16 protein-coding genes and 1 pseudogene are annotated in these 15,100 nt (G+C 61.8%); all 17 read right to left on the bottom strand.

The features are described from left to right. Nucleotides 1-34: 34 nt before the first annotated feature. The 17 genes and pseudogenes from M2367_RS02265 to fliI all read right to left on the bottom strand — a co-directional run bounded on the left by M2367_RS02265 (nt 35) and on the right by fliI (nt 15,085). Complete coding sequence (locus M2367_RS02265; protein ID WP_042040542.1) at nt 35-751, bottom strand: RNA polymerase sigma factor FliA; 717 nt, start codon at nt 749-751, stop codon at nt 35-37. Next, the gene (locus M2367_RS02260) at nt 744-1,586 is read right to left on the bottom strand and encodes a MinD/ParA family protein (protein WP_306381966.1); all 843 of its coding nucleotides are present in this window, start codon (nt 1,584-1,586) and stop codon (nt 744-746) included. The genes M2367_RS02265 and M2367_RS02260 overlap by 8 nt, the downstream gene beginning before the upstream one ends. Nucleotides 1,587-1,620: 34 nt before the next feature. Further along, nucleotides 1,621-3,066 (bottom strand): flagellar biosynthesis protein FlhF, encoded by a 1,446-nt coding sequence (flhF, locus tag M2367_RS02255; RefSeq protein WP_042040544.1) that lies wholly within the window; start codon nt 3,064-3,066, stop codon nt 1,621-1,623. Between the two features lie 16 nt (nt 3,067-3,082). Further along, on the bottom strand, nt 3,083-5,185 hold the full coding sequence (flhA, locus tag M2367_RS02250; protein ID WP_224430898.1) for a flagellar biosynthesis protein FlhA: 2,103 nt from the start codon (nt 5,183-5,185) through the stop codon (nt 3,083-3,085). Nucleotides 5,186-5,368: 183 nt separating this feature from the next. Next, complete coding sequence (gene flhB, locus M2367_RS02245) at nt 5,369-6,499, bottom strand: flagellar biosynthesis protein FlhB (RefSeq protein WP_042040547.1); 1,131 nt, start codon at nt 6,497-6,499, stop codon at nt 5,369-5,371. Between the two features lie 236 nt (nt 6,500-6,735). Further along, nucleotides 6,736-7,533 carry a flagellar biosynthetic protein FliR gene (gene fliR / locus M2367_RS02240; protein WP_259235637.1) on the bottom strand — a complete coding sequence of 266 codons (798 nt, stop codon included), beginning with the start codon at nt 7,531-7,533 and terminating at the stop codon, nt 6,736-6,738. A 25-nt stretch (nt 7,534-7,558) separates the two neighbouring features. Continuing rightward, the gene (gene fliQ / locus M2367_RS02235) at nt 7,559-7,828 is read right to left on the bottom strand and encodes a flagellar biosynthesis protein FliQ (protein WP_005899639.1); all 270 of its coding nucleotides are present in this window, start codon (nt 7,826-7,828) and stop codon (nt 7,559-7,561) included. A gap of 81 nt (nt 7,829-7,909) precedes the next feature. Beyond that, a complete protein-coding gene (locus M2367_RS02230) occupies nt 7,910-8,035 on the bottom strand; it encodes a hypothetical protein (RefSeq protein WP_404972838.1) in 126 nt (41 codons plus the stop codon). Beyond that, nucleotides 8,032-8,112 (bottom strand): annotated as a pseudogene (locus M2367_RS20450) (flagellar biosynthetic protein FliP); the annotation flags it as partial. The pseudogene M2367_RS20450 and the gene M2367_RS02230, both read right to left, overlap by 4 nt. A gap of 41 nt (nt 8,113-8,153) precedes the next feature. After that, nucleotides 8,154-8,933: a flagellar type III secretion system pore protein FliP gene (fliP, locus tag M2367_RS02225; protein ID WP_042040551.1), complete on the bottom strand. Its 780-nt coding sequence runs from the start codon at nt 8,931-8,933 to the stop codon at nt 8,154-8,156. After that, nucleotides 8,920-9,300, bottom strand: a complete 381-nt coding sequence (fliO, locus tag M2367_RS02220; RefSeq protein ID WP_259235636.1) for a flagellar biosynthetic protein FliO — start codon at nt 9,298-9,300, stop codon at nt 8,920-8,922. Before fliO ends, fliP begins: the two co-directional genes overlap by 14 nt. After that, nucleotides 9,297-9,692 carry a flagellar motor switch protein FliN gene (gene fliN / locus M2367_RS02215; RefSeq protein WP_042040553.1) on the bottom strand — a complete coding sequence of 132 codons (396 nt, stop codon included), beginning with the start codon at nt 9,690-9,692 and terminating at the stop codon, nt 9,297-9,299. Before fliN ends, fliO begins: the two co-directional genes overlap by 4 nt. A gap of 42 nt (nt 9,693-9,734) precedes the next feature. Continuing rightward, the gene (gene fliM, locus M2367_RS02210) at nt 9,735-10,805 is read right to left on the bottom strand and encodes a flagellar motor switch protein FliM (RefSeq protein WP_042040555.1); all 1,071 of its coding nucleotides are present in this window, start codon (nt 10,803-10,805) and stop codon (nt 9,735-9,737) included. Between the two features lie 7 nt (nt 10,806-10,812). Beyond that, nucleotides 10,813-11,331 carry a flagellar basal body-associated protein FliL gene (fliL, locus tag M2367_RS02205; protein WP_042040556.1) on the bottom strand — a complete coding sequence of 173 codons (519 nt, stop codon included), beginning with the start codon at nt 11,329-11,331 and terminating at the stop codon, nt 10,813-10,815. A gap of 57 nt (nt 11,332-11,388) precedes the next feature. Next, entirely contained in the window at nt 11,389-13,176 is a 1,788-nt protein-coding gene (locus M2367_RS02200; protein ID WP_259235635.1) for a flagellar hook-length control protein FliK, read from the bottom strand. A gap of 84 nt (nt 13,177-13,260) precedes the next feature. After that, nucleotides 13,261-13,701 carry a flagellar export protein FliJ gene (gene fliJ / locus M2367_RS02195; RefSeq protein ID WP_042040558.1) on the bottom strand — a complete coding sequence of 147 codons (441 nt, stop codon included), beginning with the start codon at nt 13,699-13,701 and terminating at the stop codon, nt 13,261-13,263. 52 nt (nt 13,702-13,753) lie between these two features. Then, nucleotides 13,754-15,085 (bottom strand): flagellar protein export ATPase FliI, encoded by a 1,332-nt coding sequence (gene fliI, locus M2367_RS02190; RefSeq protein ID WP_042040559.1) that lies wholly within the window; start codon nt 15,083-15,085, stop codon nt 13,754-13,756. Nucleotides 15,086-15,100: the final 15 nt, after the last annotated feature.

Raw genomic sequence — 15,100 nt, 5'->3', positions numbered from 1 at the left:
CTGAGAGTCGGGGGCCAGTGTAGCCATGACACGCTTATGCGTGCCAATCTCGCAGGCGGGCACGCAATCTGTGCATCGCCTGGCTGTGGATCTGGCTCACCCGAGACTCACTTACGTTCAATACTTCGCCAATTTCGCGCAAGTTCAACTCTTCGTCGTAATAGAGGGAAAGCACCAGGGCTTCACGCTCCGGCAAGCGGCCTATGTGCTCGGCCAGGGCGCTCTGGAAGCGCTCGGCCGCCAGTTCGTCAAAGCCCAGGTTATTGCCCGTATCGGGCCCGCCTATCACATCCTCGCTGATCCCCAGATCCTCGATGCCGATGATCTTGCCGCAGGAGACATCCTGCAACATGGTGTGATACTCCCCGAGGCCCACCCCCATATAGGCGGCCACCTCGGTATCGCGCGCATCACGGCCATGGGCCTGCTCCACATTCTCGATGGCATCGGCGATGGTGCGGCTGTTGCGGTGCACGGAACGGGGCACCCAGTCACCACGGCGGATCTCGTCGAGCATGGATCCGCGAATACGGATGCCGGCATAGGTCTCGAAACTGGCGCCCTTGCTACCGTCAAAGTTGCGGGAGGCTTCGAGCAACCCAATCATACCTGCCTGGATCAGGTCATCCAGCAAGACACTGCTCGGCAGACGAGCCAACAGATGCTGGGCGATCCGTTTCACCAACGGAGCGTGGCGCTCCACCAGCACATAGGAATCCTGATGACGCAAGTACGCTTGGGCTTTATTCACGAGTACCTTCCTCTGTGATTGCCGTTTTTTGCAGCAGATTTTCCAGGAAGAACTCCAGGTGACCACCGGGCTGATGCGGGATGGGCCAACTGGCGGCCTTGTTGCCCAGGGCACGGAACGCCAACGCGGCCGGCGACTTGGGGAAGGCTTCGATGATCAACTTCTGCTTGCGCACCGCGGCCCGCAAGTTGGTGTCATAAGGAATACAGGCGACCAATTCCAGGGATGTATCGAGGAAACGATCGGTCACCCGGGTCAATTTTGCATAGAGCTCCTGGCCTTCGCGCAGGGAGCGCACCATGTTCGCCACCACCTTGAAGCGGAACACCCCGTGATCCTTGGACAAGATCTTGATCAGGGCATAGGCATCCGTGATGGAGGTCGGCTCGTCGCACACCACCACCATGATGTCTTGCGCGGCGCGGGTGAAGCTCAGCACCATGTCGGAGATACCGGCGGCGGTGTCCACCAGCAGGATGTCGACCTGGGTCTTCATCTCGCTGAAGGCGCGGATCAGCCCCACGTGCTGGGCAGGTGAGAGCTCGACCATGGACTGGGTGCCCGAGGTGGCCGGCACTATCATCATGCCGTAGGGTCCCTCGACGATGATGTCGTCCAGGGTGCACTCCCCCGCCAACACATGGGAGAGATTGCGGTGTACCCGCAGGCCCAGCATGACGTCAACGTTGGCCAGCCCCAAGTCGGCATCCAGCACCATGACCCGCTTGCCTTGCGCCGCCATGGCCCCGGCCACGTTCAGGGTGACGTTGGTCTTGCCGACGCCCCCCTTACCACCGGAGACAGCGATCACTTTTACTCGATTATTTGTACGCATTTTGCGCAGACCACTCGCCTGATCCATAGGTATGTTACTCATAAGATTCTGAATCCTCGCCCTCACCAAACCCCGCACCCCAGAAATAGGGCGCTTCACTCCCTCGGTCCAGCGACCCCATGGCCGCGCCGACGAGCTGGGCTGCGTTGGCAATCTGAATATCTTCCGGAACCCGCTGACCATCGGTGATATAGCTGATGGGCAGCGCATTCTGGATGCACACGTTGATCACTTCCCCCAGATTGAGGCTCTCATCCAGCTTGGTAAGAATGCAGCCGGAGAGCGGTATGCGGCGAAAGTGATCCATGGCCTCTTGCATGACCCGGCGCTGGGAGGTCGCGGACATCACCAGATAACTGCGGATCTGCACCTTGGAACTCTTGACCAGGGTATCGAGTTGTTCGGTCAGCCTGATATCCCGTTGCCCCATACCAGCAGTATCAATCAGCACCAGCCGACGGTGGCGGAACTGATAGAGGGCGGCCGACAGCTCCTCGGCATCCCGCACCTGGCGTACCGGGCAGCCCATGATACGCCCATAGGTCTGCAACTGCTCGTGGGCACCTATCCGATAATTGTCTGTGGTGATCAAGGCCACCTGCTCGGCGCCATACTTCATGGCAAAACGGGCCGCCAGCTTGGCGATGGTGGTGGTCTTGCCCACCCCGGTCGGTCCGAGCAGCGCCACGGCGCCACCCTGACGCAGGATATCGTCCTCGCTCACCTTGAGCTGCGCCGTCAGCACCTCGGCCAACTGGGCCAACGCCTGATGCACAGAGACATCTTCCGGTATGAGGCCCGCCAACTGATCGGCGAACGCATCATCGAAACCAATCTTCTTGAGCTCCTTGATGAGCAGGGCTCGCATCGGCTCGCGGCGCTCCACCTCCTGCCACATCAGACCGGAGATCTGGTGCTCGAGCAGCTTGCGAATGGAGGCCATCTCATGGCGCATGCCCTCCATCTCCTGATCGCGCTGAGCCGGTTGCGGCGCACGCTGGGCGGCGGGGCGCGGCTTGGGTTTGGGCGCTTCCGGGGCTGCCCAGTTGCTCTGTTCGGCCAGGGTTCGGGGCGCCTGCGCTGGCTGGGAGGCCGCGCGTCCCCCGCCCAATCCGCTCTGGCTGGGAGTCAGCTGCTGTTGACGCGCCAGCAGGGCGGCCAGGGTATCGGCATACTGCTCGTTCCTGCTCTGCCCGCCCCTGGCCGGCTCCTGGGCCAGACCCGCGCCGGAAAGCTGGCTGGTCGGACGCACGGCCTGACGCGCCGCAGACGAAATATTGACGCTCTCTTCGTTTAACTGACGGCGAACCGGCACATCCCTGGGCACAACGACCTGGGACTGATAGTCGATCGCGGCGACGATCTCGACGCCGCCGGTGACCTTTTTGTTGGACATGATGACGGCGTCCGGCCCGAGAGTCTCTTTGACTTCGGCCAGGGCCGTGCGCATATCCTTGGCAAAAAACCGCTTAATCTTCACCCGTCATCTCCGTTAACTAGTTCTGTCCTACCGCGCTGACAATACGGATCTGCTTGTCATCCGGTACTTCCTGATAGGACAGGACGCGCAATCCTGGAATGGCATTCTTGACAAACTTGGCCAGGGTATTGCGTAAAATCCCCGATGTCAGAAGCACCGCCGGTTGACCTTCCAATTCTTGTCGCTGGGTGGCCTCGAGCAGGGAGCGTTGCATCCGCTCCGCCAGGCCCGGCTCGATACCGGCTCCTTCGCCCCCACCCGCCTGCAAAGACTGATGCAATATACGTTCCAACTCTGGTGCCAAGGTGATGACAGGCAACTCGGGATCCGGGCCCGCTATCTCCTGCACGATCAAACGGCGCAGGGCGATACGGCAGGCCGCGGTCAGCACCTCGGGATCCGGGCTGCGGGGGCCATATTCCACCAGGGTCTGCAGTATGGTGCGCATGTCGCGAATAGGCACGCCTTCATTGAGGAGATTCTGCAACACCTTGACCAGGTTACCCATGCTGATCACCTCGGGAACCAGCCCTTCCACCAGCTTGCTCTGATGCCTTCCTATCATGTCGAGCAGCTGTTGCACTTCATCGTGACCGAGCAGCAGCGCCGCCTGATTGGAGAGGATCTGGCTCATGTGAGTTGCCACTACCGTCGCGGCATCCACCACCGTATACCCCAGGGTCTGCGCCTGGGAGACCTGATCCTTGGCGACCCAGACCGCCTCCAGCCCGAAGGCGGGATCCTGGGTCGGGATACCCTGGATCTGGCCAAACACCTGGCCCGGGTTGATGGCCATCTCCTTGTCGTGATAGACGTTCGCCTCCCCCGTGCTCACCCCCATCAGGGTGATGCGGTATTGGTTCGGCGCCAGATCCAGATTGTCGCGGATGTGTACCGCCGGCACCAGAAAACCGAGCTCCTGGGAGAGCTTCTTGCGCACCCCCTTGATGCGGTTGAGCAGCTCACCCCCCTGGCTCTTGTCCACCAGGGGGATCAGCTGGTAGCCGACCTCGAGGCCGATGATGTCCACCGGCATGACGTCATCCCAGCTCAGGTCTTTCTGCTCGACCGGTGCATCGCCATTGGCCGGCAAGAGTTCACCGCTCGCCACCCTGGCCTTGTTCTGTTTCTCGCGGCGCAGCAACCACCAGGCACCGAGTGCCGCAGCGGCCCCCAGACTCAGGAAGGCAAGGTGCGGCATGCCCGGCACCAGCCCCATCATCAGCAAAATAGTGGCGGAGATGACCAGGGCCTTGGGGTTGTCGAACAACTGGCTCAGCATGGCGGTGCCCATGTCCTGATCCGTGTTCTGGCGCGTCACTATGATGGCGGCGGCGATGGAGAGCAGCAGCGAGGGTATCTGGGCAACCAGGCCGTCACCTATGGCAAGCAGGGTATAGATCTCGGCCGCCTCGCCGAAGCTGAGATCGTGCTGCATCATGCCGATGATGAAGCCGCCGATGATGTTGATGAAGAGGATCATGATGCCCGCGATGGCATCCCCCTTGACGAATTTGGAGGCACCATCCATCGAGCCGTAGAAGTCAGCCTCCTGGGTCACCTCGGCGCGGCGCTTGCGCGCATCTTCCTGATTGATGAGACCCGCATTGAGATCGGCATCTATCGCCATCTGCTTGCCGGGCATGGCATCGAGGGTGAAGCGGGCGCTGACTTCCGAGATCCGCCCCGCACCCTTGGTGACCACCACGAAGTTGATGATGACCAGGATGAGGAAGACGATGATGCCCACCGCATAGTTGCCGCCGATCACCACGTTGCCGAAGGCTTCGATCACATGACCCGCGGCGGCGCCACCATTGTGGCCCTCGAGCAGCACCACCCGGGTCGAGGCGACGTTGAGCGCCAGACGCAGCAGGGTCGCTATCAAGAGCACGGTCGGGAAGGCGGCAAATTCGAGGGGGCGGCGGGTGTAGACGGCCACCAGCAAGACCACGATGGAGAGGGCGATGTTGAAGGAGAACAGGGTGTCCAGCATCAGCGGCGGTATGGGCAGCACCACCATGCCGAGGGAGGCCAGCACCAGTAGCGGTGTACCCAACCCCTTGCCCAGCAGTCCACGGTACTCTTTCAACCGGCCCAATGATGCCCGCACTGTCATGACGACTCTCAGCTCTTAACCCCAGATGGGCAGATTAAAGCAAACATCGAGCCAACAAAGCAATTCGTTGATTTTAAATGATTTTAATTTGACTGCGTCAGAAGTTTGTCATCGTCGGCGGTATTTGCGGCATTACGCAGGGAATGGCCAGATCCTTGGCCTCCGGTGCCCAGCGTTATTTGCTTATTTGCGGTATTCCGGGGGAATGGGCAGATCCTTGCCAAGAGGCTGAGGGCGGCGACCCCGGCCACGGCGGAATTTCTTGAGCTGATAGACGTAGGCCAGCACCTGGGCCACGGCGGCGAACAGCCCTTCGGGGATCTCCTGGCCAATCTCGGCGCTGTGGTAGATGGCGCGGGTCAGCCCTGGGGATGGCAGTATGGGGATCTCGTACTCGCGGCCTATCTCGCGAATTTTTAGCGCTATCTCGTCCACCCCCTTGGCCAGCACCTTGGGCGCTGCCCCCGGCTTGCTCTGATCATATTGCAGCGCCACCGAGTAGTGGGTCGGGTTGGTGATGATGACGTCCGCCTTGGGCACATCTCCCATCATGCGCCGCGCAGCCATCTCCATCTGCAAACGGCGGATCCGCCCCTTGACCTCGGGCTTGCCCTCGGAATCCTTGTACTCGTCCTTGACCTCCTGCTTGGTCATCTTGAGCTGACGAGCATGGTTCCAGCTCTGGAAGGGAATGTCGATGGCAACGATGGGCAGCAAGGCGCAGCACAGGATGATCAACATCCACAGAAACAGCTCTAGGGCATCGATGATGCCCCCCGGAAAGGCCTCAAGGGAGAGATTGAGCAGGTGGTTGAACTGACTCGACAGGGTCCACCAGGCGAACAGGCTGATGAAGACCACCTTGGCGATGGACTTGACAAGCTCCACCCAGGATTGCACCCCGAACATGCGCTTGAGACCGGCGAGCGGGCTAAGCTTGCTCCACTTGGGCATCATGGCCTGGGTAGAAAAGTTGAGGCCACCGAGCAGGGTATTGCCAACAAAGGCCGCCAGCGCCACCAGGGCGAACAGCAACCCCAGCGGGGCCAGCACCTCGCCGAGCAGGGTCGGCACCATGGCCCCCATGGCATTGGGATCGAATGCCTGCTCCCGCTCCAGGGTGAATCCCATGGTCATCACCTTGATCATGGCGGTGGCCAGCTGCCCCTTGATCATCAGCAGCCCGAACACGGCGGCCAACAGCACGCTGGCGGTACCCAACTCCTTGGACCGGGCGATCTGCCCCTTCTCACGGGCCTGTTGCAGTCGCTTGCCGGTCGCCTGTTCACTGCGTTCCTGATCGGAATCAGCCATGGGGGCCGGCTCCGCAGAAACCCGGGGGCAGACTGCCCCACATCAACCAGATCCCATTAACCATGGGCACGTTGCGGTCGCGATCTGGCAAGCACCCCTGGCTCAGCCAACCCCCATTAACTATGGGCACGTTGCGGTCGCGACCTGGCAAGCACCCCTGGCTCAGCCAACCCCCATTAACTATGGGCACATTGCGGTCGCGACCTGGCAAGCCCCCCTGGCTCAGCCAACCCCCATCAACCATGGGCACCTCCCAGACACTGGGTATTGATCAGCTGGCAGCTCGTCTCCTGCACCCGCTCCCAGAGGGCATCGAAGTGCCCCATGAAGCCGCCGATGGTGAGCCAGAGAATGAAGAGCCCCGACATCATGCTGACCGCAAACCCGATGCTGAAGATGTTGAGTTGAGGGGCCGCCCGGGTCATGACCCCGAACGCGAAGTTGATGAGCAGCAGGGCGACGATGGCGGAGAGGGACATCACCAGAGCGGCCTGGAACATGACCCCGATAAAGCCTGCCAGGGTGCGCAAAGACCCAACCGAGAGGCCCGCTGTGCCCACCGGCAAAGTATCGAAACTCAAGATAACCATGCGCAGCATGATGAGGTGGCCGTCGAGGGCGAGGAATACCAGGGTCGCCAGCATCAGGTAGAACTGGCCCACCACGGGGGCGGATTGACCGTTCATGGGATCCACCAGAGAGGCAAAACCCAGGCTGGTCTGCATCGAGATGACCTGACCGGCCAGCACGAAGCTCTCCATCAGAAACTGGGTCATCAGGCCGAGGGCGGCACCTATCAGGATCTGCTGACCGAGAATAAGAAAGCTGCCGAGGGAGAAGAGCTCCACCGAGGGCATGGGGGGCAACAGAGGGACGATCAGGAAGGTGATGGCCAACGAGAGCCCCATGCGCACATTCATGGGGGCCAGCTTGCTGCCAAACACCGCCATCACCATCAGCAGGCTGCTGACCCGGGCCAGGGGCCAGAGCACGGCGGCGAGCCACTCCAGAATGAGCTGGCTGGAGAAGGTCACGCTGCTCGTCCCGGGGTTGTGCGACTCACCCCACCACCTCGGGGATCTGGCTCACCATCAGCTGGAAGAAGTCCATCAGGCTCTGCAGGCCCCAATGCGCACCGGCCCCCAGGGCCAGCAGGGTCACCACCAGCCGGGGCAGGAAGCTCAGGGTCTGTTCGTTGATGGAGGTGGCCGCCTGGAAGATGGCCACCAGCAGACCGACGAACAGGCTCGGCAGTATGACGGCACACACCATGATGGTGACCAGCCAGAGCGCCTCGCGAAATACGTCGACAAAGGTTTCCGGACTCATGTTACCGACTCCTTTCCATTGGCCACCGGCATCCGGGCCGGCGCGGGTGACCCACAAGACCGAGGCAGGAAGCGCCCAGCATCATCCCCCGCTCCCCAAACCAAAGCTGGTCGTCAGGGAGCCCAGCATGAGGTTCCAGCCATCCACCATGACGAACAGCATCGGCTTGCAGGGCAGCGAGGCCTGGGTATGGCAAGAGAGCATCATCCTCCGCTCCCCAAACCAAAGCTGGTCGCCAGGGAGCCCAGAATGAGGTTCCAGCCATCGACCATGACGAACAGCATCGGCTTGCAGGGCAGCGAGGCCTGAGTATGGCAAGAGAGCATCATCCCCCGCTCCCCAAACCAAAGCTGGTCGCCAGGGAGCCCAGAATGAGGTTCCAGCCATCGACCATGACGAACAGCATCAGCTTGAAGGGCAGCGATACCAGCATGGGAGAGAGCATCATCATCCCCATGGCCATCAGGATACTGGCGACCACCAGGTCGATGACCAGGAAGGGCAGAAACAGCATGAAACCTATCTGGAAGGCGGTCTTGAGCTCACTGGTGACGAAGGCCGGGATCAGCACCCGCAACGGCACATCGGCGGGCTTGTCCACCTGCACGTTGGCGATCTCCATGAAAGTATTGAGATCCTTGATCCGGGTCTGGGCCAGCATGAACTGGTGCAGGGGCAGCTGGGCCTTCTCCAGCGCCTCCTGGGTGGTGATGGTTTCGGCCAGATAGGGCTGCAAGGCCTCCTCGTTGATGCGATCCAGCACCGGGGACATGATGAAGAAGGACATAAACAGGGCGATGCCGACCAGCACCTGGTTTGAGGGGCTCTGCTGCAGACCGATGGCCTGACGCAGGATGCCGAGCACCACTATGATGCGGGTGAAGGAGGTCATCATGATGACCACGGCCGGCAGGAAGGAGAGGGCCGTCATCAGCGCCAGCACCTGCAGGGTCAGGCTGTACTCCTGACTGCCATCCGCCATGGTCTTGATGGTCACCGCCGACATGCCATCCTGGGCCAGTACCAGCGGCGAGCAGAGCAACAGCAACAGCCAGCCCCAGTGACGCTTCATCAATAGATTTCTCATCCCGTTATTCTTTGTCATTGCGTGCCATCAGCTTGCTGAGCTGCTGGGCGAAGGCCTGGGGTTGACGCTCATCCAGGGGCTGCTCAAGCCGATGGAGAAAGGTGACCTGCTGGGGGGTGACGCCGAGCAAGAACTGCTGCTCCCCCACCTTGACCACCAGCAGTTTTTCCTTGTAGCCGAGGGGCAGACTGGCGATCACCTTCATCTGGCCGCCCCCTATCGCCTGAGTGAGCTTGCTCTTCTTGAGCAGAAACCCCAGCACCAGGATGAGGCCGATGACCATCAGGCTCGACAGCAGCCAGGAGGTGAGGCTCGGCAGCGTGGCGGTTGTCTGTGCCAAGGCAGGCAACGGCAACAGCAGCAACAGGAGGGCGGCCCGTATCATTTGAGTTTCTTGATCCGTTCAATCTGGCTGATCACATCGGTCAGGCGGATCCCGAATTTGTCATTGACCACCACCACCTCGCCGTGGGCGATCAGGGTGCCGTTGACCAATACATCCAGGGGCTCACCGGCCACCCTGTCCAGCTCCACCACAGATCCCTGGTTGAGCTGGAGCAGGTTGCGGATGCTGATCTGGCTGCGGCCCACTTCCATGGCGATGGTCACCGGGATGTCGAGTATGGTGTCAAGCTTGCGGCGCTCCTCGGCACTGATGGGCGCATCGTCCTTCAGCTCTTCGAGGGGAGCCGGTTTGACTTCCGTCGTGACCTGCTCTTCGAGGGCAGCAGCCCAGGCATCGGCCATCAGATCCTGCTCGTCTTCGGGTGTGCTCATCTTACTTCCTTACTGTTCATGATTAGGCGGGTTCCGGGCCTGTTATCTGTGGGGATTTTCGATGCTGCGCTCGAGCTCTTCCAGCTCGGCCTCGCCATCGATACGCACGCCGCCCCGGGTGACCAGGTGCATCTCGGTCTTGACCCCGTCCGGACGCTTGAGTTTGTCGACAATCTTGAGCGCCACGTTCTCTTTTGTGCGGCCCATCTTGGCGTGGAAGGTCGGCAAGTCCTCCACATAGACCAGCAGGTTCTCCGGCATCTCCACCGGGATGATGTCGCCGGGTTTCAGCTCCATGAGGTCGCGCAGGGTGAGCTCGGTCTCCAGCAATTTCGCCTTGAGCTCCACCTTGACATCCATGATCTCGTCGCGCAGCGCCTTGCTCCAGCGCACGTCGGTGTCCCCCTTGTCGCTCTGCACCCCGGCATCGAGCAACTCGCGGATGGGTTCGAGCATGGAGTAAGGCATGGCCACGTGGAAGTCGCCGCCACCGCCATCGAGTTCGATGTGGAAGGAGCTGACCACTATCACCTCGGTCGGGCTGACGATGTTTGCCATGGCCGGGTTCACTTCGGAGTCGAGGTACTCGAAGCCCACATCCATCACCGGCGCCCAGGCATCCTTGTAATCCTCGAACACCAGCTTGAGCAGCATCTGGATGATGCGCCGCTCGGTGGGGGTGAATTCCCGTCCCTCGATCTTGGCATGGTAACGGCCATCGCCACCGAAGAAGTTCTCCACCAGGATGAAGACCAGACGCGCCTCCATGGTGATCAGCGCCGTCCCCTTGAGGGGACGGAAACGCACCATGTTCAGGCTGGTTGGCACGAACAGGGTATGCACATATTCGCCAAATTTGAGCATCTGCACACCGTTGATCGACACCTCGGCGGTGCGCCGCATCATGTTGAACAGGCTGATGCGCATGTGACGGGCAAAACGCTCGTTCACAAGCTCCAGGGTGGGCATGCGCCCACGGACGATGCGATCCTGGGAGGAAAAATCAAACTGGGCTATACCGGGATCGCCGGCCGCCCCTAACTCCTCCTCTTCGACATCGTCGACCCCGTGCAAGAGGGCATCAATTTCGTCCTGACTTAACAGATCGCTCACGCTTCACCTACTGCATTACAAAGCCGGTAAACAGCACTTGTTCGATTACGGGGGAAGAGGTCAGGTCTTTCAGGACCCGACGGCACTCTTCCAGTGAGTCATTTCGCAACTTTTCCTTGCCCTCGAAGGTGACCAGCTGCTCGGCGCTGGCGGCGCTGAAGACCCGCAGCAGCGTCCCCTCGATGAGCGGTACATGCTGCTTGGCAAGGGCCTCGCTCGGGGCGCCGCGCACCATCAGCTGCACCTTGATCTGCACCAACCTGTCCCGGCTCTGGCCCGCCACGTTGAACACGAAGGGACGCGGCATGCCGACATAGAGCGCCGGCAGGGTCGCGGGGTCTTGAGCCTGACCATCCGCCTGGGCGCTGGCCTCGGCCTTGGCGGCCTCGTCACTCCCCGAGAGCAGCAACCAGGCGGCAACGCCGCCCCCCATCAACACAAGCAGCACTATGACGGCCATGATGATCAGCTTTTTTTTGCTGGCCGTCGCCGGGTCTTTGAGCGTCAGTTCGCTATCGTCCGCCATCCCTTGTCCACCCTGGTATCAAACTTGTTCGTTATCATAAACTTAACTTGGGGCGCATCAAGCATAGAAATCAATTCCGCTCTCGTTTGCCGCATCCATGGACAAACTGAGTCGAGTGACGCCGTTTTCGGCCTCATGTTGAGCGCCATGGCCGCCCTCCCGACCAGGCTGACCATGGCCCCCCTGTCCCGCGAAACCCTGGGCCTGCTGTTGCGACTGCTGCTGAGCCTGCTGTTGGGTCTGCTGTTGCACCGACGTCTGGCCAAGCTGGATCCCCTGCCCCGCCAGCATCTCCCTGAGCCTGGGCATGGCCTGCTCCAGCATCTCCCGGGTCTGGCCATGCTGCACCACGAAACTGACGCTGGCCTGGCTGTCCTGGCCCAGCTGGATCTGGATTTTCATCTTGCCAAGGCCCAGAGGGTCGAGCTGGATCTCCGCCTGTTGCAGCTTGTCTGCCAGCATGACATTGACCCGTTGCTGCAATTCGGCCGGGGCATCCTGACCGGCCAATTTCAAATGGGGTAAAGCGGGGGCGTCGGCGCGGGGCTGGCTCAGGGCAGTCTGGCTGACCCTGGCCTCGGCCAGTGCTTGCGGGCCCTGATGTGGGCTGGGAGGCGCAGGGTCGCTCTCCCCCTTCTGACCGCTGGTGACCAGAGATCCACTGCGCTCAAGAGCCGCCAGTTTACCCTTGGTGACAGGCTCATTTTTCACTGACGCGGCGGCCCCCTCGATGGTCGCGGCAGAGGCCCCTTGAGGCAAACTGGTGACAGGTGCCTGACTCCCCTGAGATTGCGCCTGAGCCAGCACTTGCTGAGGCACCACCAAGGTCGGCGCCACTGGCGGGCTGCTCGCAGCCTGCCCTGGCGCGCTCTGGGTTAGAGGAGTCTGCGAGTCACCACCGGCCTTGGCCGCAGCGCCCTGACTGACGCTCCCGTCTGCGTCCACCGCTGATGGCGTCCGGTCTTGCGGCTTGTCAGTCGGCTGGCCACGGCCTGATACATCTGGCGGCGCGCTGCCCGGCAGCGGCCCCCCTTGCTGGGCGAGCTGGCTGCCGACCGCAAAGGCCTGGGCCGGCGTGCTGGCATCGGGTTTGCGCGCAGGCTCGGTGACCGGCGTGGTGCCCTCATCCCCTTGCAGGGCCTCATCCATACTGGGCAAGGCCCCGGCAGGCAATATCTTGCGGCCCTGCTCGGCACCTCTCTCCATCAGGGCCGCAACCAGCTTGCTGTCGCCCTCTCCCGCCTCTGCCTGTGCCTCATCGGCGGCATCATGCTGACCCCTGTGGGCCGCAAGTGGCGCGCCCGGCGTGTCGGATGTCGATGCTGCGCTCGTCTCTTCAAGGCCGGGAGCAGGCGGCAACATATTGCCATCCCCAGGCGCGCTGCTGCCTGATGGCGAAACCAGGCGGGTATCTTGTTTGAGGGAATCTTGCAGATGGGCGAGGAAGGGGTGACCGGCAAGGGCGTTGAGCGCCAGGGCACCATCGTCAAGGGCGTCCCCCTTGACAGCCTCCTCGCCATCTTGCCCATGAGCGACGGCTTTACCTGGCTTGGCGTCACTCTCTTGACGCCCTGCAGATGCCAAACCGGCGGCCATCTCTGCCCCGGCCTGTTCCATCTGCGGCTGCAAGCCCTTATCAGCGCCATCCGTCCTGGCCACGCCCTCAGCCCGATCTCCCCTGGACGGCGCAACCTGCTCCCCTTGCTGGTACTGGGTCATCAGATCGGCAAACCCAGCCTTCTCCTCCCCAGGCACAGGGGCATCATCGCGCCGAGCCTGGCTTGTCAGGACGCTCGTCTCACCGCTAACGGGTGGCGTAATGGGGGTCAACAATGTCTGCATCATCCTGGATTCCGGGTCTGGGCGCCGATAAGGCCTGAATTGGAATAGGGGCACCCCTTGGTGCGTCATGAGCAATTAGAAAGCAAGTTACAGGCCAGAATGTTGAGTTCGGCTACGCAGGGAGAATTCATCCAACATCTTCTGCTCTTGCCGCTGGGCTTGCTGCTGGGCGCGAACGGCCTGCTTGTCGAGCAGCAGTGCCACCGCCTTGCGCCGTTGCTGGGCTCCCAGCCACTCTTCCCGGCGCTGGCTGAGCACCTCGCGGATCTGCAACACCCCCTCAAACTGCTGGGTCGCAGCCTGCTCCAACTTGCTGATGAAGGCGTGATACTGGGCGTTCTGCTGCGCGGGTATGCCCTGCAGGCCCCGGTCTGTCCACTGCTGGTGATAGACCTGACGATATTGGTTGAGGGCATCTTGCTGCTGCTGGTACAGCTTCAAGTCCTGCTGCGCCTTGGCCAGCGCCAGGGCAGCCTGCTGCTCAGCCACCAGCAACCTTTCCGCTAATAACACCAGTCCCTTGCTCATTGACTACCTCTCGCTGGCTGGATGAAGGGGGATGTTCGCCCCGCACGCGGGATCACTGCATCAGGGGCATGGCCACCAGTTGCAGTGCCTGCAGGCCATCATCATAGTGGACGACCTCACGCATTTTTTGCTGCAAGAAGCGATCCAGATACGGCTTTTGGCTGATGGCCCTGTCGATGCGCGGATCCGCCCCCTGGCTGTAGGCGCCTATGGTGATCAGATCCCGGTTCTGCTGATAGAGGGAGTAATACTGCTTGAGGGCCCGTGCCAGCCCCTGATGCTCGGCCGAGGTGACCTGAGGCATGACCCGGCTGATGGATTTTTCGATGTCGATGGCCGGGTAGTGGCCCGAATCCGCGAGTTCGCGGGACAACACTATGTGGCCATCGAGAATGGCCCGGGCCGCATCGGCGATGGGGTCTTGCAGGTCATCCCCTTCGGTCAGTACCGTGAAAAAGGCGGTGATCGACCCCTGACCATCGCTGCCATTGCCCGCTCGCTCCACCAGGGCTGGCAGCTTGGCGAACACCGACGGCGGGTAGCCCTTGGTCGCGGGCGGCTCTCCCACGGCCAGGGCAATTTCCCGCTGGGCCTGGGCATAGCGGGTGAGGGAATCCATCAACAGCAGCACATTGAGGCCCTGATCGCGAAAATACTCGGCGATGGCCAGCGCCGTTTCGCAGCCCTTGAGCCGCATCAGCGGCGAGGCATCCGCCGGGGCGGCCACCACCACGGCCCGCTCGCGCCCCTCTGCCCCCAGGATATCTTCGATAAACTCTTTGACCTCCCGGCCCCGCTCGCCGATGAGGCCGACCACCACCACATCCGCCACCGAGCCCCGGGTCATCATGCCCAGCAACACGGACTTGCCGACCCCGGAGCCAGCAAAGAGCCCCATCCGCTGACCCTGACCAACGGTGAGCACCGCATTGATGGCTCGCACCCCTACGTCCATCGGCTTGTGGATGGGACGACGGGCGAGCGGGTTGATGCGGGTCTGGGCAAATTGCACCGTCTGGGCCGCGATAATAGGGCCGAGTCCATCCAGGGGCTGGCCGATGCCATCGATGACACGGCCGAGCAGATTCATGCCGACCGGTATGCCATAGGCCTCGGTAATGGGCACCACGCGGGCGCCGGGGATCACCCCCTTGAGCTGTTCACTCGGCATCAGGAACAGGCGATCGCCGCTAAAGCCGACCACCTCTGCCTCCAGGGTGCCATCCTGGGTATCGATGCGGCACAGGGCGCCGATGGCGGCCCGGCACCCCACGGCCTCCAGGGTCAATCCCACCACCCGCGTCAACTTTCCGGCGACCGGGGTCTTGGGGGCTATCTCCCCGACCCGGTAACGTTGCAGTCGCTGGCAAAGGCTGTTGCTCATAATGGGATCCTGAGG

It is taken from the genome of Aeromonas sp. BIGb0445, from assembly GCF_024809075.1.
Classification (GTDB): domain Bacteria; phylum Pseudomonadota; class Gammaproteobacteria; order Enterobacterales; family Aeromonadaceae; genus Aeromonas; species Aeromonas rivuli.
Note: the sequence above shows the minus strand (reverse complement) of the source record. Positions and strands in the feature narration are given on the sequence as shown.

Coding starts and splice junctions, on each gene's coding strand:
- flhA (WP_224430898.1), bottom strand. CDS start 5,185: ATGACAGTGCGGGCATCATTGGGCCGGTTGAAAGAGTACCGTGGACTG.
- fliI (WP_042040559.1), bottom strand. CDS start 15,085: ATGAGCAACAGCCTTTGCCAGCGACTGCAACGTTACCGGGTCGGGGAG.
- fliQ (WP_005899639.1), bottom strand. CDS start 7,828: ATGAGTCCGGAAACCTTTGTCGACGTATTTCGCGAGGCGCTCTGGCTG.
- fliP (WP_042040551.1), bottom strand. CDS start 8,933: ATGACAAAGAATAACGGGATGAGAAATCTATTGATGAAGCGTCACTGG.
- M2367_RS02260 (WP_306381966.1), bottom strand. CDS start 1,586: ATGCGTACAAATAATCGAGTAAAAGTGATCGCTGTCTCCGGTGGTAAG.
- fliN (WP_042040553.1), bottom strand. CDS start 9,692: ATGAGCACACCCGAAGACGAGCAGGATCTGATGGCCGATGCCTGGGCT.
- fliL (WP_042040556.1), bottom strand. CDS start 11,331: ATGGCGGACGATAGCGAACTGACGCTCAAAGACCCGGCGACGGCCAGC.
- fliJ (WP_042040558.1), bottom strand. CDS start 13,701: ATGAGCAAGGGACTGGTGTTATTAGCGGAAAGGTTGCTGGTGGCTGAG.
- fliO (WP_259235636.1), bottom strand. CDS start 9,300: ATGATACGGGCCGCCCTCCTGTTGCTGCTGTTGCCGTTGCCTGCCTTG.
- M2367_RS02200 (WP_259235635.1), bottom strand. CDS start 13,176: ATGATGCAGACATTGTTGACCCCCATTACGCCACCCGTTAGCGGTGAG.
- M2367_RS02230 (WP_404972838.1), bottom strand. CDS start 8,035: ATGATGCTCTCTTGCCATACCCAGGCCTCGCTGCCCTGCAAGCCGATG.
- flhB (WP_042040547.1), bottom strand. CDS start 6,499: ATGGCTGATTCCGATCAGGAACGCAGTGAACAGGCGACCGGCAAGCGA.